Annotated in this window: 14 protein-coding genes; 8 read left to right on the top strand and 6 right to left on the bottom strand. The window is 70.8% G+C overall.

Going from position 1 to position 20,040, the window contains the following annotated elements:
* The first annotated feature begins 165 nt into the window (after positions 1 to 165).
* Positions 166 to 963: a TIM barrel protein gene (locus ACGFY9_RS18180; protein WP_393755193.1), complete on the top strand. Its 798-nt coding sequence runs from the start codon at positions 166 to 168 to the stop codon at positions 961 to 963.
* Positions 964 to 966: 3 nt separating this feature from the next.
* Here ACGFY9_RS18180 and ACGFY9_RS18175 read toward each other — a convergent pair whose 3' ends face one another.
* A complete protein-coding gene (locus tag ACGFY9_RS18175) occupies positions 967 to 1,848 on the bottom strand; it encodes a universal stress protein (protein WP_393755192.1) in 882 nt (293 codons plus the stop codon).
* A 61-nt stretch (positions 1,849 to 1,909) separates the two neighbouring features.
* Between ACGFY9_RS18175 and ACGFY9_RS18170 the strand changes: the two genes are divergently transcribed.
* The 5 genes from ACGFY9_RS18170 (at position 1,910) to ACGFY9_RS18150 (ending at position 8,903) form a co-directional block, all read left to right on the top strand.
* Complete coding sequence (locus ACGFY9_RS18170; RefSeq protein ID WP_393755191.1) at positions 1,910 to 2,263, top strand: VOC family protein; 354 nt, start codon at positions 1,910 to 1,912, stop codon at positions 2,261 to 2,263.
* Positions 2,264 to 2,383: 120 nt separating this feature from the next.
* Positions 2,384 to 4,060 carry an FAD-dependent oxidoreductase gene (locus ACGFY9_RS18165; RefSeq protein WP_393755189.1) on the top strand — a complete coding sequence of 559 codons (1,677 nt, stop codon included), beginning with the start codon at positions 2,384 to 2,386 and terminating at the stop codon, positions 4,058 to 4,060.
* Positions 4,057 to 5,514: an ATP-binding protein gene (locus ACGFY9_RS18160; RefSeq protein WP_393755188.1), complete on the top strand. Its 1,458-nt coding sequence runs from the start codon at positions 4,057 to 4,059 to the stop codon at positions 5,512 to 5,514. The genes ACGFY9_RS18165 and ACGFY9_RS18160 overlap by 4 nt, the downstream gene beginning before the upstream one ends.
* Positions 5,511 to 5,861, top strand: coding sequence for a UBP-type zinc finger domain-containing protein (locus ACGFY9_RS18155; protein WP_393755187.1), 351 nt, complete (start codon positions 5,511 to 5,513; stop codon positions 5,859 to 5,861). Before ACGFY9_RS18160 ends, ACGFY9_RS18155 begins: the two co-directional genes overlap by 4 nt.
* 78 nt (positions 5,862 to 5,939) lie before the next feature.
* Entirely contained in the window at positions 5,940 to 8,903 is a 2,964-nt protein-coding gene (locus ACGFY9_RS18150) for an AAA family ATPase (RefSeq protein ID WP_393755186.1), read from the top strand.
* Between the two features lie 3 nt (positions 8,904 to 8,906).
* Here ACGFY9_RS18150 and ACGFY9_RS18145 read toward each other — a convergent pair whose 3' ends face one another.
* From ACGFY9_RS18145 to ACGFY9_RS18130, 4 genes are read right to left on the bottom strand one after another with little or no spacing between them, the layout of a single operon-like run.
* Positions 8,907 to 10,133: an SGNH/GDSL hydrolase family protein gene (locus ACGFY9_RS18145; protein WP_393755184.1), complete on the bottom strand. Its 1,227-nt coding sequence runs from the start codon at positions 10,131 to 10,133 to the stop codon at positions 8,907 to 8,909.
* Positions 10,130 to 12,505 (bottom strand): glycoside hydrolase N-terminal domain-containing protein, encoded by a 2,376-nt coding sequence (locus ACGFY9_RS18140; RefSeq protein ID WP_393755183.1) that lies wholly within the window; start codon positions 12,503 to 12,505, stop codon positions 10,130 to 10,132. The genes ACGFY9_RS18145 and ACGFY9_RS18140 overlap by 4 nt, the downstream gene beginning before the upstream one ends.
* A gap of 20 nt (positions 12,506 to 12,525) precedes the next feature.
* Complete coding sequence (locus ACGFY9_RS18135) at positions 12,526 to 14,322, bottom strand: alpha-galactosidase D (protein WP_393755182.1); 1,797 nt, start codon at positions 14,320 to 14,322, stop codon at positions 12,526 to 12,528.
* Between the two features lie 56 nt (positions 14,323 to 14,378).
* A complete protein-coding gene (locus ACGFY9_RS18130) occupies positions 14,379 to 15,551 on the bottom strand; it encodes an ROK family protein (protein ID WP_393755180.1) in 1,173 nt (390 codons plus the stop codon).
* Positions 15,552 to 15,686: 135 nt separating this feature from the next.
* Here ACGFY9_RS18130 and ACGFY9_RS18125 point away from each other — a divergent pair, with 135 nt between their 5' ends.
* A complete protein-coding gene (locus ACGFY9_RS18125) occupies positions 15,687 to 16,430 on the top strand; it encodes a hypothetical protein (RefSeq protein WP_393755179.1) in 744 nt (247 codons plus the stop codon).
* Positions 16,431 to 16,478: 48 nt separating this feature from the next.
* Here the strand turns inward: ACGFY9_RS18125 and ACGFY9_RS18120 are convergent, their stop codons facing one another.
* Positions 16,479 to 18,281, bottom strand: a complete 1,803-nt coding sequence (locus ACGFY9_RS18120; RefSeq protein ID WP_393755178.1) for a M4 family metallopeptidase — start codon at positions 18,279 to 18,281, stop codon at positions 16,479 to 16,481.
* Between the two features lie 305 nt (positions 18,282 to 18,586).
* Between ACGFY9_RS18120 and ACGFY9_RS18115 the strand changes: the two genes are divergently transcribed.
* Entirely contained in the window at positions 18,587 to 19,870 is a 1,284-nt protein-coding gene (locus ACGFY9_RS18115) for a serine hydrolase domain-containing protein (RefSeq protein ID WP_393755176.1), read from the top strand.
* Positions 19,871 to 20,040: the final 170 nt, after the last annotated feature.

The raw sequence follows: 20,040 nt of genomic DNA, 5'->3' as shown, positions 1-20,040 counted from the left end.
CTTCCGGTAGAGATGTCGTTCCGTCAGGGGATGGTAGCCGTCGCAAAGGGCCTGCTCCGACGCTACTGCAACGTTCTAGAAACATGCCCGGCGAGACCTTGACACGGGAATCCAGTAATGGCGTACTACTGCCGTCTAGAACGTTCTAGAAGAGGGCGAGCAGTCATGTACACGTTGGCGGTCTGTGCCGAGATGGTCTTCCGGGACCTGCCGATCCACGAGCGGGCGCGGCGCATCCACGAGGCCGGTTTCCAGGTCGAGATCTGGGACTGGACCCGGCACGACCTGGACGCGCTGACGCGGACCCCGGCCGAGTTCTCGTCGATGACGGGCTACATCCGGGGCAGCCTCACCGACGAGGCGGGCGCCGCCGAACTCCTGCGCACCGCCGAGGAGTCGGTGAAGGCCGCCGATCAACTGGGCTGCCCCCGGCTGAACTTGCACGGCACGGGCCTCGACTCCGAGGGCCTGCCGGTGATTCCGGTGACCGGTGAGCCCACGGGCGCGATGTGGATCGCCGCCCACCGCACCCTGACCCGCCTCGCCGAACTGGGCGAGAGCAACGGGGTCACGTTCACGCTGGAGAACCTCAACGCCGCGGTCGACCACCCGGGCGTACCGTTCGCGACGGCCGCCGACACGCTGGCCCTGGTCAAGGCGGTGGACCGGCCGGGCCTGCGCATGAACCTGGACCTCTACCACGCGCAGATCGGCGAGGGGAACCTCATCGAACTCGTCCGCAGGGCCCACGAGTTGGACCTGATCGGCGAGATCCAGGTGGCGGACGTCCCCGGCCGCCAGGAGCCCGGCACCGGCGAGATCAACTACCCGGCGATCGCCCGCGCCCTCGCCGACACCGGCTACGACGGCACGGTCGCGATGGAGGCCTGGGCCTCGGACGGCGACAGCGAACGCGCCCTGGACCGCTTCCGCACCGCGTTCACCCCGGCCGGGGGCGCCTGACCCTCAGGAAGCCGCCGGCGACGGCACCACGGCCACCGGGCACTCCGCGTGGTGCAGCACCCCGTGCGCGACCGAGCCGATCCGCGCGCCCACCGCCGTACGGTGGGCGCGCCGCCCGACGACCATCAACTGGGCGCGCCCCGCGACGGAGAGCAGCACCTGCCCCGCGCTGCCGATCTCCACGTGCTCGACCACGGGCACGTCGGGGAAGCGTTTCCGCCACGGTTCCAGCGCCTCGGCGAGGCCCTTCTTCTCGTACGGTTCCAGGCCTCCGGCGTCGTCGAGAAGCTTCATGGAGGCGGGGCTGTAGGCGAACACCGGCGGCAGGGTCCACGCCCGTACGGCACGGACCGTCGCTCCCCGCGCCGCCGCCGTCTCGAAGGCGAAGCCCAGCGCGGCGGCGCTGTCCTCGGGGTTCCCGTGCTGGCCGACGACGATCTCGCGCCCCGCCGCCTCCCCGGCGGCCTCGTCCCCGGCGCGGACGAGCACGACGGGCCGTGGGGAATCGGCGATGACCTGCTGGCCGACGGACCCGAGCAGGAAACCGACGACGGGGCCGTGGCCGCGTGAGCCGAGGACCAGGAGTTCGGCGTCGGCAGCGGCGGCGGTCAGCGTGCCGACGGGGTCGCCCTCCAGGACGTCGGTGGTGATGTCGAGGCCGGGGTGGCGTTCGGCGACCGTCCGGGCGGCCTCGGCGGCCGCGTCCCGCACCCAGCGGTCCTGGGTGTCCCGATTCCCCGCGTCGAGTGCCTGGTGCTCCTCGTACCGCCAGACATGCACGACACGCAGCGCCAGCCCCCGCCGTACGGCCTCCCGGCCCGCCCAGGCGAGCGCGGCGAGGCTCTCCGCCGATCCGTCGACCCCTGCGGTGATCGGTCGTGTCATGCGGTGGCCTCCCGGTGGTGCGGTCACGTGTGTCGGGCCCAGTCTTCACTACGGTGCCCGCATGACCTTGGAGTGGGAGCAGGTAGTGGTGGACTCGGCCGACCCCGTCGCGCTGGGACGCTGGTGGGCGGAGGCACTCGGGTGGGTGGTGGTGGGCGAGGCGCCGGACGAGTTCGAGATCCGGCCGGAGCCGGAACGGCTGCCGGGGCTGCTGTTCGTGCCGGTGCCCGAGGGGAAGACGGTCAAGAACCGGCTGCACCTGGACTTCCGGCCCGACGACCAGGAGGCCGAGGTGATCCGGCTGCTGGCCCTGGGCGCGCGGACCGCGGACGTCGGGCAGGGTGAGCAGTCGTGGGTGGTGCTGGTGGACCCGGAGGGGAACGAGTTCTGCGTGTTGCGCTCCCGGCGCTCCTGAGGCCCCCGTCTCGGGTGTAGCGGAGCGCGGCGCGGCGATCGACCATACGATGGTGGGGAGCCGGCGCGGTGACAACGGCGCCGCCGTGCCGTGAAGCCGACCACTCGGGGTGGGAGACGTATGGCACAGGCCGCCGAAGCCGCGCGGACCGTCATCATGACCGTGGACGACGATCCGGGAGTGTCCCGTGCCGTCGCCCGTGACCTGCGGCGGCGCTACGGCGAGTCGTACCGGATCGTGCGCGCGGAGTCCGGCGAGTCCGCGCTGGACGCCTTGCGTGAGCTGAAGCTGCGCGGGGATCTCGTGGCCGTGATCCTGGCCGACTACCGCATGCCGCAGATGAACGGCATCGAGTTCCTGGAGCAGGCCCTCGATGTCTATCCCGGCGCGCGCCGGGTGCTGCTGACCGCGTACGCGGACACGGACGCGGCGATCGACGCGATCAACGTCGTCGACCTCGACCACTATCTGCTGAAGCCGTGGGACCCGCCGGAGGAGAAGCTCTATCCGGTCCTGGACGACCTCCTGGAGGCCTGGCGGAACAGCGACTACCGGCCCGTGCCCGCCACGAAGGTGGTCGGGCACCGCTGGTCGGCGCGCTCCTCGGACGTGCGGGAGTTCCTGGCCCGCAACCAGGTGCCCTACCGCTGGTACTCGGCCGACACCCCGGAGGGACTGCGGCTGCTGTCGGCCGCCGGGCAGGACGGGCAGCGGCTGCCGCTCGTCATCACCGCCGAGGGAAAGGTGCTGGTCGAGCCGGAGGCGACCGAACTGGCCGCCGAGGTCGGACTCGCGACCACTCCCACGGCCGACTTCTACGACCTCGTCGTCATCGGCGGCGGCCCGGCCGGGCTCGGTGCGGCCGTGTACGGGGCTTCGGAAGGGCTGCGGACCGTTCTCGTCGAGCGGTCGGCGACCGGTGGGCAGGCCGGGCAGAGTTCGCGTATCGAGAACTACCTCGGGTTCCCGGACGGGGTGTCCGGGGCTCAACTCACCGACAGGGCACGGCGGCAGGCCGGAAAGTTCGGCGCCGAGATCCTGACCGCCCGCGAGGTCACGGGACTTGAGGTCAGCGGCTCCGCACGCGTCGTACGGTTCGCGGACGGCTCGGCGGTCGCCGCGCACAGCGTGATCCTGGCGACCGGTGTGTCGTACCGGCAGCTGGAGGCGCCCGGCACGCCCGACCTGACGGGCTGCGGGGTCTACTACGGCTCGGCGCTGACCGAGGCGGCCTCCTGCCAGGGGCACGACGTGTACATCGTCGGCGGCGCCAACTCGGCGGGCCAGGCGGCGATGTACCTGTCCCGGGGCGCCAAGTCGGTGACGCTGCTGGTGCGCGGGGGCTCGCTGGCCGCGTCGATGTCGTACTACCTGATCCAGCAGATCAACGAGGCCGAGAACATCTCCGTGCGCACCGGGACCGTGGTCGACGCCGCGCACGGCAGCGACCATCTGGAGCAGCTCACGCTGCGCGACACCGAGAGCGGAAACACCGAACTCGTCGACGCGCAGTGGATGTTCGTGTTCATCGGCGCGGCCCCGCTGACCGACTGGCTCGACGGGTCGGTGCTGCGGGACGAGCGCGGGTTCATCCTGTCCGGGCCGGACCTCACCGTGGACGGAAAGCCGCCCGCGAGCTGGGAGTTGGACCGGGCGCCGTACCACCTGGAGACCAACATTCCCGGCGTGTTCGTGGCGGGCGACGCGCGCGCCGAGTCCGCGAAACGCGTCGCGTCCGCCGTCGGAGAGGGAGCCATGGCCGTGATGCTCGTCCACCGCTACCTGGAGCAGTCATGAGCGGGCAGGTGCTGCCGTGCAGCCCGCAGGAGATCGGCACGCTGTTCCTGTTCGAGAAGCTGACGCCGGAGCAGCTCGGCCGACTGTGCTGCGACGGGCAGGTGGAGCAGTTCGAGGCCGGGCCCGTCTACACCGAGGGCGACCCCGCGACCTGCTTCTACGTCATGATCGAGGGCACCGTCGTGCTGTCGCGGCGGGTCGGCGGCGACGACGTGGAGGTCGCCCGGACCTCGCAACGCGGCGTGTACACGGGCGCGATGCAGGCCTACATCGGGGACCGGGTGCAGCAGGTGTACCTGAACTCGATGCGGGTGACGGAGCCGACGCGGTTCTTCGTCCTGCCCGCCGAGACGTTCGCGGCCATCATGAGCGAGTGGTTCCCGATGGCGGTCCATCTGCTGGAGGGGCTCTTCTTCGGCCAGAAGAGCAGTCAGTTGGCGATCAGCCAGCGTGAACGGCTGCTGGCGCTGGGCTCGTTGTCCGCCGGGCTCACGCACGAGCTCAACAGCCCCGCCGCCGCTGCCGTCCGGGCCACCTCGACGCTGCGCGAGCGGGTGGCGAAGATGCGGCACAAACTGCGGGTCATCTCCTCCGGCCCGTACTCGCGCGAGGACCTCGCGAACCTCATCGACATCCAGGAGCGCACGGCCGAACGGGTCGCCAAGGCACCGACGTTGAGCCCCCTGGAGGCCTCGGACCGCGAGGACGCGCTCACGGACTGGCTCGACGACCACGGCATCATGCAGGCCTGGCAGATCGCCCCGACGTTCGTACAGGCCGGTCTCGACATCGACTGGCTCGACCAGGTCGCGGCGGCCGTGGACGAGGACGTCCTGCAGGCGGCCGTCGGCTGGCTCAGCTACACGGTCGAGACCGAGCTGCTGATGACGGAGATCGAGGACTCCACGACCCGGATCTCGAATCTGGTCGGCGCCGCGAAGCAGTACTCGCAGCTGGACCGCGCGCCCTACCAGGTCGCCGATGTGCACGAACTCCTCGACAGCACCCTCCTGATGCTCGGCGCGAAGCTCGGCGACCGGATCAAGGTGGTCAAGGACTACGACCGCACGCTCCCGAAGATCCCGGCCTACCCGGCCGAGCTCAACCAGGTGTGGACCAACCTGATCGACAACGCGGTCTCCGCCATCAACAGCACAGGCGGGGAAGGCACGTTGACGGTGCGGACGGGTCTGGTGCGCGATCAGCTGATGGTGGAGTTCCGTGACACGGGGCCCGGTGTGCCGCAGGAGATCCGCAGCCGTATCTTCGATCCGTTCTTCACCACCAAGCCGGTGGGCGAGGGCACGGGGCTCGGTCTGGACATCTCCTGGCGGATCGTCGTCAACAAGCACCACGGCACCCTCCAGGTGGAGTCGGTGCCGGGCGACACCCGCTTCCAGGTCCTGCTCCCCCTCACCGCCGTCGACGACGAGACGCCCGAGGAGTCCGCATGAGCGACATCACCGGAATCGACCCCACCGTCCCGCCGAGCGGTGCCGGTTGCGTGGAGTGCGACGCGGCCGACGGCTGGTGGTTCCATCTCCGGCGGTGCGCGCAGTGCGGCCACATCGGCTGTTGCGACGACTCCCCCGCCAAGCACGCCACGGCCCACTACCAGTCCACGGGACACCCGTTCATCCAGAGCTACGAACCCGGCGAGGACTGGTTCTGGAACTTCACCACCTCCGAGCTCTACGACTCCGGTCCCGAGCTCACCGCCCCGGTGAGCCACCCGAAGGACCAGCCGGTGCCGGGTCCCGCGGGACGCGTTCCGGCGAACTGGGCCGAGACCCTGCGCTGAACCCCGGCCTGCCGGGCGGGGACCGTCTCCCGCCCGGTGGCCAGGTGCGATGTCAGTGACGCGTGCCAGGATGGGGGCGTGACGTCATCCGTGGCAGCAGCGCCGCTCATCGGCCGGGACGAGGAACTCGCCCGCCTCGCCGGTGTGCTGGAGCGCGCCCGCGCGGGTACGGCGGGGGCCGTACTGATCGCCGGGGACGCGGGCGTCGGCAAGACCCGGGTCCTGGACGAGATCGCCGGGCGGGCCACGGCCGCCGGGATGACGGTCCTCACCGGGCACTGCGTCGACCTCGGTGACGTCGGCCTGCCGTATCTCCCCTTCACCGAGATCCTCGGTGTCCTCGCCGACGACGAGCGGTTCGCGGGCGCGCTGGCCGCGCATCCTGCGGTCGACCGGTTGCTGGGCGCCGGTTCGGACGCGGCCCGGGACGCGGGAGGCCGGCTGCGGCTCTTCGAGGGCATCGCCGGGCTGCTCGCCGACCTCTCCGACATCGCTCCCCTGCTCCTGGTCCTGGAGGACCTGCACTGGGCGGACCAGTCCTCCCGCGACCTGCTCCGCTTCCTGCTCAGCCGCGGCATCCTCCAGCGCCCGGCGGGCGGCACGCCCACGCACCGCCTCGCGGTGTTCGCGTCGTACCGGGCGGACGACCTCCACCGCCGCCATCCCCTACGGCCCCTGCTGGCCGAGCTTGTGCGGCTGCCCGCCGTGGAGCGCCTGGAGCTGCGGCCCATGGGGGACGCGGAGGTCGCCCGGCTGGTGCGCGCGCTGCGCACGGGTCCGGTGCCGGACGGCACGGTCCGCCGGATCGTCGAGCGCGCCGAGGGAAACGCCTTCTACGCCGAGGAGTTGCTCGCGGCGAGCGACATGGAGGCGGGCGGGGTGCCGAGCGGTCTGGCCGACGTCCTGCTGATCCGTTTCGAGCAACTCTCCGACACCACCCAGCAGGTGCTGCGCACCGCCGCCGTCGCCGGACGCCGCGTCGAGTACGACCTCCTGCGTGACGCGGTCCAACTCCCCGAGGACGAGCTGGAGTCGGCGCTGCGCGAGGCCGTCGAGCGACAGCTCCTGGTCCCCGGGCACGCCGACACGTACTCCTTCCGGCACGCCCTCGCCCGCGAGGCCGTGTACGCCGACCTGCTCCCCGGCGAGCGCTCCCGGCAACACGGCGCGTTCGCCCGCCTCCTCGCCTCACGCGGTCACCCGGCCGAGAGCGCGGCGGAGCGTGCCCATCACTACCGCGAGAGCCACGACCTGGCCGAGGCATTGTCTGCCTCCCTGGAGGCCGCGGACCACGCCCAGCGCGTCGGCGCGCCCGCCGAGGAGCTGCGGCATCTCGAAACCGTCCTCGATCTGTGGTCGTCGGTGGACCCCGCGGCCCGGCCCTCGGGCGAGGGCATCGGCAGTGTGACCCTCACCCTGCGCGCGTCGGCGGCGGCCGCCCACGCCGGGGACGCGCACCGCGCGGTCTCCCTCACCCGGTCCGCGCTCGCCGGGATCGGCCAGGACACGGACTCCGAGCTGGCCGCCCGGGTCCGCTACACGCTGGCCGGCAATCTGATGGGCGTCGACAGCCTCACGGCCGCGTTCGCGTACAGCAGCGAGGCGTTGGCGATGATCCCCGCCGAACCGCCCTCCCGGACCTGGGTGTGGGCGGCGGCCACCCATGTGCTGGCGGCGCGTCAGGTCGGCGACGACGAGACCGCCCTGCGGGTTGCCCGCCAGGCCCTGCCCATCGCCGAGGAACTCCAACTGGTCGATGCCCGGGCCGACTTGCTGATCTCGCTGGCCACGCTCGAAAAGGGCGGCCGGCGCACCAGGGAGGGCCGGGAGCGGCTCGCGCAGGCACGCGAACTGGCCCGGCAGGCCGGGCACGCGCCCGTGGAGATGCGCGCCCTGTTCCATCTCGCCATCGGCAGTTTCGAGTCCGGGGACCTCGAGGAGTCGCTGCCCTGGCTCGCCGAGGGGCTGGACCGCGCGCGTCGCGCCGGGCTGCTCTCGTCGCCGTATCCGCTGGAGATGCGCTATCTCCAGCTCCTGGTGCTGTACACGCTGGGCCGCTGGGACGAGTGCGTGAAGGTGGCCGCGAGTGACGCGGAAGTGCTGCCGCACGCGGGCGGCTTCACCATGGGACCCGCGCTGTATGTGGCGCTGGCGCGCGGTGACTTGGGGGCCGTGGAGCGGGCCCGGGCCCTGTTGGACGGGCCGTTCGACTGGATGGCCGCGATGGTGGCGGCCATCGTGCTCATCGATGCCGCCGCCGTCCAGGGCGACCCGGAGACGGGCGTCGAGCAACTGCGTACCGCGGTCGCCGCCCTCACCGACGACTCCGGCCGGCGTCCCGACCTCACGGTCCGGCTCGCCGCCCTCGCCCTGGCCGCGGTCGCCGACCGGGCCACCGCGCTACGGCTGACGGGCGACGAGGCGGGAGTGCGCCGCTGGACGGACTCCGCGACGGAACTCGTCGAGCTGGCACGGTCCGTGGCCGCCGCGGGTGGCGACGCCCGGCCCCAGGGGCCGGAAGGACAGGCGTGGCTGGCCCGTGCCGAGGCCGAGTGGATACGGGCGGCCACCGGACCGGACGCGGCGGCCTGGGAGAAAGTGGTGGCCGCGTTCGACTATGGCGATGTCTACGAGCGGGCGCGCTGCCAATTCCGGTTCGCCGAGGCCCTGTTGGCGGCCGACCGCCGTGACGAGGCGGCCGCCCAGGCCCGCGCGGCACGCGAGACGGCCGCCCGGCTCGGTGCCGCACCCCTGCTCGCGAAGGTGGACACGCTGATCCGCCGAGGTCGCCTCGGCGGCCCGGCGCCGGACGCCGGGGACCGCCCCTCGCCGCTGACGGCCCGCGAGCGGGACGTGCTGCGGCTGCTCGCGCTGGGCCGCAGCAACCGTCAGATCGGCGAGGAGCTGTTCATCACCGGCAAGACGGCGAGCGTCCACGTCTCCAACATCCTCGCGAAGCTGGGCGCCGCGAGCCGTACGGAGGCGGTGGCGATCGCCTATCGCCAGGGGTTGATCACCCCGGAGGCGACGGCGTCCGGCTGAGGTTCACTTCGCGCAGTCGAGGCTCTTGAGGTCGACGGCGTCGGCCATGGCCGCCATCCCCTTGTCGTTGGGGTGCAGATGGTCCCCGCCGTCGAAGAAGGGGAGGATCCTCTCGTGGTCGTAGGGGCTGCGGAGGATGTGGTCGAAGTCGGTGACGGCGTCCAACTCCCCGCTGCTCCTGATGAATTGGTTGACCTCCTGGCGTACCGCCTCGCTCGCCGGGTCCCATTCGGACCAGCCCTTGAACGGGGCGACGGTGGCGCCGACGACACACTTCCCGGCCGCGTGCGCCCGCTCGATGATCTCGCGGTAGCCCGCGATCAGGTCCTGGGCGGTGACGCCGGAGTGGGCCTTGATGTCGTTGACGCCCTCGAAGAGGAACACGGTGCGGACGCCGGGCTGGGACAGCACGTCACGCTGCAGCCGGTTCAGGGCGCTCTGTCCGGCGCCGTCGGCGAGGACCTTGTTGCCGGATATCCCTTCGTTGGCCACGCCCTTGACGGCCGTGTCGGCGCGCTGGAGTCGCCGGGCCAGGTAGTCGGGCCAGCGCCGGTTGAGGTCCGACGTGGATGCCCAGCCGTCCGTGATGGAGTCGCCGAGCGTGACCACGGCACCGATGCCCGCGCTCGGCCGTACGGAGACGGCGTCGAGGTAGTACCAGGAGCCGGTGGTGTCCGTCCACGCTGCGGCGCCTTCCTCGCCGGTGTGGTCGCCCTGGGTGGCGTACGACGTCTGCATCGCCATGCCGTGGCCGGTCGCCGGGCCCGCCGCGTCCGGGGTGTGGATGCTGACCACGAGGTTGGTCGCGGCGGGCAGCCTGCCGGACAGCGGGTCGCTGTAGACGACCTCGCCCGCGGGGATCGTGACCGACTTCGCGCCGTCGAAGGTGAGCCGCCGGTTGGAGCCGGGGACGAGCGCGGCGCCCGTCCGCTGCACACCGGCGTAGACGTCGTCGAAGGTCAGAGGCCGGTCGCCGAAGGCGTTGGAGAGCCGGATCCGCAGATCGGTGCCGGCCACGCTGGTGTGGACGATCAGCCGGTAGCTGCGGTCGGCGACTCCGTCGCCCAGGTGGTCGGCGCTCGCTCCCCAGGTGATGACGGATGTCGGGTTCTTCAATGCCTTCACCTGTGCCGGTGCCTGGGGTTGTGCGTGTGCGGGTCCGGCCTGGAAGGCGGCGGCGAGCAGGAGCAGTGCGGCCGTGCGGCGCAGTCGTGCCCGTCCGGCGCTCACCGGGCGAAGTCCCTCAGCGTGACGGATCCCCCCGGCTTGACGGTCACGGTGCGGGTCTTTCCGCCGTGGGCGACGGTCGTGGTGCGACCGCCGACGCTGCGGAGCTTCACCTCGGTGGGCTTGCCGTTCTTCCAGCGCAGGTCGACGACGAAGCCGCCGCGGGCGCCCGCCCCGGTGATCGAGCCGGACTCGGCCCAGGCGTCCGGGAGGGCCGGCAGCAGCTCCAGATAACCCGGGCGGGAGTACAGGAGCATCTCGGTCACGGCCGCCGGGGTACCGAAGTTGGCCTCGATCTGGAAGATGCCGCGGCCCTGTTCCACCTCGTAGATGTCGAAGAGGTTGAAGGCGGTGCCGTTGGTGCCGTTCTCGGACGGGCGGAGGTTGTTGACGATCAACTGGTAGGCGTTGTCGGCGTTCTTGAGGCGGGCCCAGCACAGGCTGCGCCAGGCATTGGCCCAGCCGAAGCTGTTCATGCCGCGCGCGGTGAGCAGGGCGGTGGCGCCGTCGACGATGTCCTTCGGGGTGGAGCCGTCGGGGCGGATGCGGTCGCCGGGGAACAGGTTGATCAGCGGGGACAGGTGGCGGTGGGTGGTCTCGCCGAGGTTGTCGGGCGACATCCATTCCTCCAGCCAGCCGGACTTCGGGCTGACCTCGGGCAGGTACAGACGCCTGCGCAGGCCCGCGATGGTGTTCGCGAACCCGCTGTCCCGCTTCAACTCCGCAGAAGCCGCCGCGTAGTTGCCGAAGAGGGTCCACACCACTTCCTGGGCGTAGGTGTTGCCCCTGCCGTCCTGCGGACCCTGCTCGGGCGACCAGTCGTGGTCCGCGACCAGTATCTCCTTGCCGTTGTCCAGGGTGGTGGTGACCAGCCGCGTCTCCCAGAACTCGCAGGCGCCCTTGAGGAGGGGGTAGATCTTCTCCAGGTGGGTGCGGGAGTGCGTGAACTCGTAGTGCTCCCAGAGGCTGTTGCTCAGCCAGGCGTTGCCCGCCGGGTGCCACCACCAGCCGAGTCCGCCGTAGGGGTTGGTGGAGAAGGCGACGGTCCAGCCGGCGACCTTTCCGCTGGTGTTGCGGAAACGGTTGCGGGAGTCCTGGAACAGCCTGCCGGTCAGCTCGGTCCAGTCCTTCACCTGGGTGACGCAGTAGTCGGTGAACGCGTCGAAGCACGAGGACAGGCCCACCCGGTCGGCCATCCAGTAGTTCATCTGGATGTTGATGTCGGTGTGGTAATCGCCCATCCAGTCCGGGTCGTTGCCGTCCAGCCACACCCCCTGGAGGCCCATGGGCAGGCTGCCGCGCGATGAGCCGACCATGAGGTAGCGGCCGAACTGCACATAGGCGGCTTCGAGTTCGGGGTCGGGCTCGCCGCTCGTGGCGCGCAGCTGGATCCGCTCCCAGGTGTCGAGGGCGCGCTGGTCGGCCGTCGACTCTCCGAGCGAGAGACCGAACGTCCCGAAGGCCGCGCGGTGGTCGGCGACATGGGTGCGCAGCAGGGTGTCGGCCGAGTGCTCGGCGGCGGCGCGGACCTTGGTGCGGGCGAGCTTCTGCGGGTCGGCCTTGGGGTCGCGGTAGCCGTGGGCGGGGTCCGGCGCGTAGTTGGTGCCGCCGCTGACCACGACGGTCAGGTCCTTGCAGCCGGCGAAGGTGATGTTCGCGCCGCTGACCGTGACCCGGCCGCCGCTGCCGTAGGCGGTGACGGCGGCCCCGTACTTCAGGCCGTTGGCGAACGTGGCGCCGAAGGAGGTCGCGGCGGCCTCGCCGTGCGTCCCCTCCAGCGTGATCGTGCCGGTGTAGCGTCCGCCGCCGTTCTGGCTGAAGTGGAGGACGATCGCATCGTCGGGGCGGCTGGAGAAGATCTCCCGTTGGTACGTCACCCCCGAGCGGACGTAGGAGGCTCCCACCACGCCCCGGTCGAGGTCGAGGGTGCGGCGGTAGCCGGAGACGGCTCCCAGGTCGTGGTCGGGAATGTCGACCGTGAGCTTGGCGAGCAGGGTCAGGGACCCGAAGTCGCCGCGGCCGTACGGGAATTGACCGTCGGAGTCGAGCGTGTCGTTCAGGCCGCCGGCCCACATCGTGGCGTCGGTGACGAGGAGAACCTCGTGGCCCGGGTCGTTGCTCGCGAGGGCGCCGAGGCGGCCGTTGCCGACGGGCAGGCCCTGTTCGATCATCGAGGTGTCGCCGGCGGGGGCCTGCCACCACAGCGTGTTGAGTGAAGCGCTGCTGCCGTAGGCCGAGTTGTCGTCGGCCGAGGCGTCGGGGCGCTGCGGTGCGGCCGAGGCGGTGAAGGTCGGGAGGGCGGCCAGGGCGCCGGTCGCGGTGGCGAGGGCGAGCAGGTCGCGTCTGGGCAGCAGGGGGGATGGTTCGGGGTTCATTGCGGCTCCTGGTGGCTCGGTCAGGCCGAGGTGGGGACGTCGATGCGGTCGATGTCCGGCGCGTAGCCCGAACCGCTGTCGAAGGTGATCGTGTTGGCGCCCGCCTTCAGGCTCACCGGCACGCTGACCGTCCCGACGGTCCCCCAGTCACCGGTGGACGGGAACTTGTGGCTGGTGGCGGCGTTGCCGTTCGAGGAGACGCTCGCCGAGCGGGAGTCGCCGCTGACGTAGGCGATCTTCACCTGGTAGGTGCCGGCCTTCGCGGCGACGACGTTGTTGATGGTGAGCTTGCCGCCGACGTAGAGGTTGCCGACCTTCTTGCCGCCGGAGCAGGCCGAGCAGTCGGCGACGGAGGCGTTGCCGGAGAGGGTGTTGGTGGTGGCCTCGGCCTCGTAGGCGGTCGTGGTGACGGCGCTGCCGTGCGGGGTGACGGTGAAGAGACGGGAGCCGTGGGCGGGCAGGGCCTCGGTCACCTTGTTGGTGAAGGTACCGAGGTCCTCGTGGTTCCAGAGGTCACGGACGGCGGCCTTGCCGGTGAAGCCGAGGGTCGTCCAGTTCGCGGAGACGGCGGCGGGTGCGTCGGCGAGGTTGAACAGGGCGACCGTGTAGGTGCCGTTGGGGTTCTTCGCGGCCCACACCTGCTGGGCGTCGGACGGGGTGACCGGGCGCGCGGGCGGTGCGTCGCTCTGGTCGACGCCGATGACCTCGCGGTTGGTGAGCAGCGAGAGGCCGTAGTCGTCGAGACGGGTGAGGTCGTCACCGGTGAAGAGCGGGGACTTGGCCACGGCCCAGAGGGTCGCGTAACTCTGCCGCTCCGCCTTCGTCAGGCCGTCCATCGCGCCGCTGCCGACGTCGAGGGAGTCGAGGTCGTTCCAGCCGCCGGGGCCTGCCTGACCGGTCCAGGCCGGGGCGTCGTCCCAGCGGTCGTCGACCGAGTTCTCCCAGCTGACAAGGGTGTTGCAGTAGCACTCGACGTCGGTGTCGATGCGCCAGCCGTTGGAGTACTTCTTCCAGTCGGCGGCGTGCCCGTAGTCCAGGGACCAGGACAGTTCCAGGTGGATCGGGCGTCCGACGGCGGTGATGGCCTTGTTCCAGGCGGCCACGTCGGCAACGTTGTCGTACTGGTCGCCGCTCTTTCCGGACCCCGGGCCGACACCGTCGAGCTTGAGGAAGTCGTAGCCCCAGTCGGCGATCAACTGGGCCTGCGAGTCGATGTACTTCTGGGTGCAGGGCCGGGAGAAGTCGAGCTTGTACGAGCTGTCCCAGCCGTTGGTGGTGCGCAGGTCGCTGTAGACGATGTCGGCTGTGGTGCAGCCGTCGGCGTTCCAGATCGGCGTCTTGCCGCTGTTGTACGCCTCCTTCTCCAGGCCCGCCGGCAGGTAGATGCCGGCCTTGAGGCCCTTGGAGTGGATGCGGTCGGCGACGGCCTTCATGCCGCTGGGGAAACGTTTCGGGTCGGCTTTCTGGCGGCCGTACTGGTCGTACTCGGGCGTCCAGTCGTTGGCGCGCCACCAACCGGCGTCGATATTGACGTAGTTGTAGCCGTACTTCTTCAACTTGGAGGCCAGCGCGTCGGTCTGCTTGGTGACGTTCGCCTCGGTGAGGTAGCTGTAGTCGCCGTCCGGGTTGAGGCCAGGGTACTTGGACGACTGCATGCTCCAACTCGACCAGCCCATATAGGGCTTGGCCGCGACAGCCGTGGCGGTGTCCGCCGTGGGGGTGGCCGCCTGCGCGGCGGGGAGGTAGGTGGCGAAGCCTGCGCTGAGGGCCAGGACCACCATGGCTCTCAGGGCGCGGACGGGCGTGAGGGAGTACATCGTCGGGCTCCTCGTGCGGGTAGGAGTGTGGCGGGGGTCAAGTAGGGGCGTGCGGGCTAGTCGGCGGCTCGGATGAAGGACTGGATGGCGGTGGCGGCGGCCCCGCGCGCCCATTCGTCGAAGGGCAGGGGACGGGTGTGTACGTCGCACCGGGCGGCGGAGCCGAACGCGGCGGCGGCGAAGGAGTCACGGATCTGCTCGGCGAACAGGTCGTAGGCGGCCAGGCCCTCGCCGGAGATGATCACGCGTTCGGGGCCGAACAGGTTGACCACGGTCGCGATGCCCCGGCCGATCGCCTCACCGGCCCGCGCGTACACCTCGCGCGCTCCGGCGTCGCCCCGGTGGGCGAGGGCCAACGCCTCGGCGGTGTCGGCGACCTGGACGCCGGTGACCTCGCGGATGCGCGCGACGATCGCGGCGTCCCCGGCGATCGCCTCGACGCAGCCGCGGTTGCCGCAGTGGCACAGCGGCCCGGCGGGATCGACGACCACGTGCCCGATCTCCCCGGCCACCCCGTGGGCGCCGGCGACGACCTGGCCGTGCACGACGAGTCCGCAGCCGATGCCCGCGCCGACGGTCACCACGGCGAAGTCCGTGAGGCCGGCGCCAGCGCCGAACCACTGCTCGGCGACGGTCAGCGCGCGCACGTCGTTGTCGACGGTGACCGGCAACCCCGTTGTCATGGCGGCCAGTTCGGCCAGGCGTACGTCACGCCACTCCAGGAACGGGGAGTAACGGACGACCCCTTCGCCGCGGTCCACGTCACCGGAGACCGCGAGGCCGAGGCCGAGCACGCGGATGCCCAAGTCGTCCGCCTCGGTGCGGAGTTCCTGGGCCAGGTCCGCGATCGACGACAGCACCGCCTTGGGGTCGTGGTCGGTCAGGGGCACATGGCGGGCGACGCGGATGCGGCAGCACAGGTCGGCGAGGACGCCGATGATCTCGTCGCCGGTCACCTTGACCCCGATGAACAACGCCCGTCCGCCGTCGACCCGTACGAGGTTCGCGGGGCGCCCGAGTGCCGGGGGCGCGTCCTGGTCGGCGCCCTCCGCCAGGTAGCCAGCCTCCATCAGCGGCCGGACCGCCTTGGTCACGGCGGCCGCCGACAGCCCCGCCCGGCGGGCCACCTCAAGACGGGTGAGGGGGCCGTGGGACAGGACGGTCGTGAAGACCTGTGAGACGGCCGGCGTGTGTGCCGGGAACGACTCGGTACGGGGGATCGAGCGCATGGCGGGAACCTAGATCCCTTCTTTTCCGTCGTCAATAAAAGAAGCAGGATTTGTCGAAGCCGAGTTGTGAGTCGCCTGAGCGGAACTGATGCCTGCCGGGGCCTCGTTGTCAGTGCCGGGCGGCACAATCGCCGTATGACGACGATCGACTGGTCCGAGCTGACCCACGCCTACGGCAGCGCCGAGAACATCCCGGGCCTGTTCGCGCGCCTCGGCGGCGCCGAGGACGAGGCCGTGTGGCAGGAGCTGTGGGGCTCGCTGTGCCACCAGGGCTCGGTGTACGACGCGAGCTGGGCGGCGCTGCCCGTGCTCACCGACATCGCGCTCGGCCGGGCGCCGGGCGGGGCGATACAGGCGGTCACCATGGCCGGGCTGATCACCACGGACCCGGACGAGGAGTGCCGGGCGCGGTATGCGCGCGAGATAGCCCAACTGCTCGATGCGGCACGGGTGTTGCGCGCCGACCCGGGGCAGGACGCGCACACCTTCGTCTATCTGCAGATGGCCGTGCTCGCCTTCGAGGACGACGGCGGGGTGTGGGCCAAGGCGCTGGAGGGGGTGAACAGCGAGGAGTACGACCTGGAGTGCCCCGAGTGCGAGGAGGGCCTGTTCGTCGCGTTCGGTTCGTACGGCGTCTTCACCTCGGCCGGCGACTATGTGACCGGTGCCGACAAGGAGGCCGCGGAGGGGCGCACGGAGCTCGTACCGGCCACACCCGACGGGCTCGACGGCATCGGTGCGCGGCTGCACGGCGAGGCGGTCGCGTTCGGGCAGACGGAGGTCGCGACGGCGTTGACGTACGTGTTCGGGAAGGCCAGTTGCCCTTCCTGCGAGGCCGTGTTCACGGTGTCCGAGGAGGTCGAGAAGCAGTGGATCTGAGGCCGGGTGTCCGGGTGCCCCGCTCGTGGCAGGGCACCCGGACGGTCATCAGTGCCTGGCGGCAGGGGTGTTGGCGACCGTGACGTTCACGGCGGCCCAGGCCTGGTCGACGGTCTTGTACGCCGTGCTGTTCGCGCCGTAGAGGTCCGCCGCGGCCTTCAGGGTCGCGGTGCGCGCGTCGTGGAAGTCGGTGGTGGACACCATGTAGCGGGTCAGCGCGCGGTAGAAGATCGCCGTGGCCTTGGTGCGTCCGATGCCGGTGACCGTCGCCCCGTCGTAGGTGGGCGAGTCGTAGGCGAAGCCTCCGATCGTCTTGCTGCCGCTGCCCTCCGCGAGGAGGTAGTAGGCGTGCGAGGAGACCCCGGAGCCGGCGTGCACCTCGGCGTCGTACGTCTGCGGCGACCAGTAGTCGATCGTGCCCTCCAGCTTGTCCAGGGAGGGGTGGTCGAGGCGGCGCAGGAACTTCTGGGCGAGGCCGAGCTTCTCGCCGATCAGGTAGTTCGGCGGGTTCTTGGCGTTGTTGGCGCTGAACTCGACGTTGGAGCCGAAGATGTCCGCGAGGGACTCGTTCAGCGAGCCCGCCTCGCCGTACTGGTTGCCGTCCGCGTCGACGCGGGTGGGCTCCAGCTTGGCGGTGGCGTCCACGACGCCGTGGGTGAGTTCGTGGCCGGTGACGTCGAGGACGACGAGGGGCTTCTTGAACATGTCCCCGTCGCCGTCGCCGTAGAGCATGCAGCCGCAGGTCGAGTCCCAGAAGGCGTTGGCCACCTTGTTGCCGAAGTGGACCATGCCGCGGGCGGCCTTGCCGTTGTTCGCTATGCCCTTGCGGCCGAAGGTCTTCTTGTAGAAGTCCAGGGTCTTGGTGATGCCGTACTGGGCGTCGACGGCGGCGCTGTCGCGGTGCGATACGGCACCGTTGCCCCACTTGTCGGTGGTGCTGGTGAACTTCTTGCCCTGAGCGAAGTTCTCCAGATCCTGGCCCTTGGCGTCGCGGGTCTCGGTGCCCCAGCGCGTCGGGTCCTTGAGGAGGTAACTGGTGCGCGCCGTGCGGGTGGTGGTGAGCGGCACCTTGCCGACGAAGAGGGAGGTGCCGGTGCCCGAGGCTGTGACCGGGTAGTGGACCGCGCGGCTCGCGGCGGCTGCCGCGAGGGACCTGGGCTTTACGGCGGTGCCGGTGGCGGGGTCCAGGGTCTCGCCGCGCTCGCGCAGGGTGTCGAGGAGCTTGGGCGAGAGGAACTCGTCGCTGTCGGGGGTGTTGCTGCGGACCTTGCCAGTGACGGCGTCGAGGACGACGGTCCGGGTGCCGGTGGCCTCGGCGGTGCTGCTGTCGCTGACGGGTATCCGGTAGGCGAGGGCGGCTCCCCCGTCCCGGGCATCCACGACGAGTTCGGCGGTGCCCGCGTCACCCTTGGCGACGGCCGCGGCCTTCGCCTCGGCCTGACCGGCTGTCAGCTCTGCCCGCGTGATCGCGGGCTTGATGCTCTGCCCGGCCGCCCGGGTGACTCCGGTGTAGGCCAGACCGTGGGAGAGATGGACGACGAGGTCGCCGCCGAGGACCGGCATGCCCTGGTGCGAGCGTATGAACCGCACATGGCGTGCGCCCTCGGGGTCGATCATCACGTCCTGGGCCCGGAGTTCGTCGCCCCGCGTGACACCGGTCGCCGACGCGTGCGCGAACGCTGCGGCCCGCGCGGCCGTGACGACCGACGCGGCGCTGGTGCCGGTGTCGGTCGAGGCCGTCGCACGGTCCGTCCCCGTGGCCGGTCCCGCAAAGGCCGTGCCGGCCAGCCCCGTGGCGGCCGTCGTCACCGCGACGGCGACCGCCAGGCTGCGTATGTGGGGTCCACGCATGGATGAGGGCTCCTCCGTAGGAAGACGGCCGGGATCACCAACCGCCTTGAGACTGGGCGCGGTTGAACGCGTCCACAGGGCTGGTCGGGCCCCGGACCGAAACCCTCACGCATCGACCATGTACATGTAAAGCCGAAATGAACGGTTTTCGAGGCTTTCATGGCAATACTTGGCAAATCCGCATCGCTCAGTGATCAGTGAATGACCAACTGTGCGCCAGCTGTGGAGATGTGACGGGACGCGAGAAGGTTGCCTCGCGCCACTGTGATCGATCTCGCATACCGAGAAAAAGGGGAGAGAACCGGATGGACTCAAGAACGGTGCGCAGGGCCACGGCGTCGGCGGCGGCGCTGCTGACGCTCACGGCGGTACCGGCGCATGCCGCGATCCACGAGTCGGACACCACGAGAACCAGCAGCACAGCACCGCTTCCGGCCCCCGACGCGGCGGGACTTCCCGCCCCGGACATGGCCGGCCTCCGTGCCGTACTGCGCACGCTGACGGCACAGGGCGCGCCCGGGGCGATCGCCCGCATCGACGACCACGGCACCGTCCACACGGCCGCCGCGGGCATCGACGACCGCACGACACGCCGGGCCATCGGCAACGCCGACCGCTTCCGCATCGGCAGCGTCACCAAGTCGTTCTCGGCCGTCGTCCTGCTCCAACTGGCCGACGCCCACAAGCTGAACCTGGACGCCTCGGTCGACCGCTACCTCCCGGGCCTGCTGCCCGACAAGCGGATCACCGTGCGCCACGTCCTGAGCCACCGCAGCGGCCTGTACGACTACACGAACTCCATGTTCGCCAGCTCGGTCTCCGGCTTCGAGGCCGTACGCAACAAGGTCTTCACCTATCGCCAGCTGGTGCAGTTGTCCCTCAAGCACGCGCGCACCAACGCGCCGGGCGCCGCCTACTCGTACTCGAACACCAACTTCGTCGTCGCCGGGATGCTCATCGAGAAGCTGACGGGGCACTCCGTGGGCACCGAGTACCGCGACCGCATCATCAAGCCGCTCAAGCTGCGCGACACCTTCTACGTCCACCCGGCCACGAAGATCCCGGGCCGGTACGCCCACGGCTATCTCACCCCGGACCGCGCGGGCGCACAGCTCGTCGACGCCACGAACCAGACGGTCTCCTGGGCGCAGAGCGCCGGCGCGGTCATCTCCACCACCCACGACCTGAACACCTTCTTCTCCGCACTGCTCGGCGGCAGACTCACCTCCGCCGCCCAGCTCGCGCAGATGGAGCGGTGGACCCCGGTCAACAGCACGACCCGCTACGGCCTCGGGCTGCGACGCCGCGATCTGTCCTGCGGTGTCTCGGTGTACGGCCACACCGGCGCGGTCCAGGGTTTCTACACCTACTCCTTCACCTCGAAGGACGGCCGCCGCAGCCTCACCGCACTGGCCAACACGTCCAACAACGGCACGGTCCTGAACACGATGGCGGGGACGTTGGAGTCGGCGTTCTGCGGCAAGCGGACGAAGGCGATCCAGAGCTCACCGCTCACGGGCCGAGGCTCCTACGTCACCGAGCGGAACGTGGCCTACGAGGACATCGCGCCGGGGGTCGCACGGGACTGAGGATCCGGTGCGCGGGTCGGGGTCAGGGTCGGGGTAAGGCAGCGTCGCCCTCCGGCCCTCCCGGCCGCCCTCACTCCGGCCCCACAGCGTCCTGCGGGAACCCTCGTGCCCTGGCAGGACGTTGAGTGGAGGACGAAGTCCCCCACCGGGGAAGTCCCCTGGGGAAGTCC

The organism is Streptomyces sp. NPDC048504 (genome assembly GCF_043200035.1).
In the GTDB taxonomy this organism is placed as follows: Bacteria; Actinomycetota; Actinomycetes; order Streptomycetales; family Streptomycetaceae; genus Streptomyces.
This window is presented reverse-complemented; position numbering and strand designations above follow the sequence as displayed.

Excerpts from the sequence above, each read along its gene's own strand:
- ACGFY9_RS18180 (WP_393755193.1), top strand. The coding sequence starts at position 166 with ATGTACACGTTGGCGGTCTGTGCCGAGATGGTCTTCCGGGACCTGCCG.
- ACGFY9_RS18175 (WP_393755192.1), bottom strand. The coding sequence starts at position 1,848 with ATGACACGACCGATCACCGCAGGGGTCGACGGATCGGCGGAGAGCCTC.
- ACGFY9_RS18170 (WP_393755191.1), top strand. The coding sequence starts at position 1,910 with ATGACCTTGGAGTGGGAGCAGGTAGTGGTGGACTCGGCCGACCCCGTC.
- ACGFY9_RS18165 (WP_393755189.1), top strand. The coding sequence starts at position 2,384 with ATGGCACAGGCCGCCGAAGCCGCGCGGACCGTCATCATGACCGTGGAC.
- ACGFY9_RS18160 (WP_393755188.1), top strand. The coding sequence starts at position 4,057 with ATGAGCGGGCAGGTGCTGCCGTGCAGCCCGCAGGAGATCGGCACGCTG.
- ACGFY9_RS18155 (WP_393755187.1), top strand. The coding sequence starts at position 5,511 with ATGAGCGACATCACCGGAATCGACCCCACCGTCCCGCCGAGCGGTGCC.
- ACGFY9_RS18140 (WP_393755183.1), bottom strand. The coding sequence starts at position 12,505 with ATGAACCCCGAACCATCCCCCCTGCTGCCCAGACGCGACCTGCTCGCC.
- ACGFY9_RS18135 (WP_393755182.1), bottom strand. The coding sequence starts at position 14,322 with ATGTACTCCCTCACGCCCGTCCGCGCCCTGAGAGCCATGGTGGTCCTG.
- ACGFY9_RS18130 (WP_393755180.1), bottom strand. The coding sequence starts at position 15,551 with ATGCGCTCGATCCCCCGTACCGAGTCGTTCCCGGCACACACGCCGGCC.
- ACGFY9_RS18125 (WP_393755179.1), top strand. The coding sequence starts at position 15,687 with ATGACGACGATCGACTGGTCCGAGCTGACCCACGCCTACGGCAGCGCC.
- ACGFY9_RS18120 (WP_393755178.1), bottom strand. The coding sequence starts at position 18,281 with ATGCGTGGACCCCACATACGCAGCCTGGCGGTCGCCGTCGCGGTGACG.
- ACGFY9_RS18115 (WP_393755176.1), top strand. The coding sequence starts at position 18,587 with ATGGACTCAAGAACGGTGCGCAGGGCCACGGCGTCGGCGGCGGCGCTG.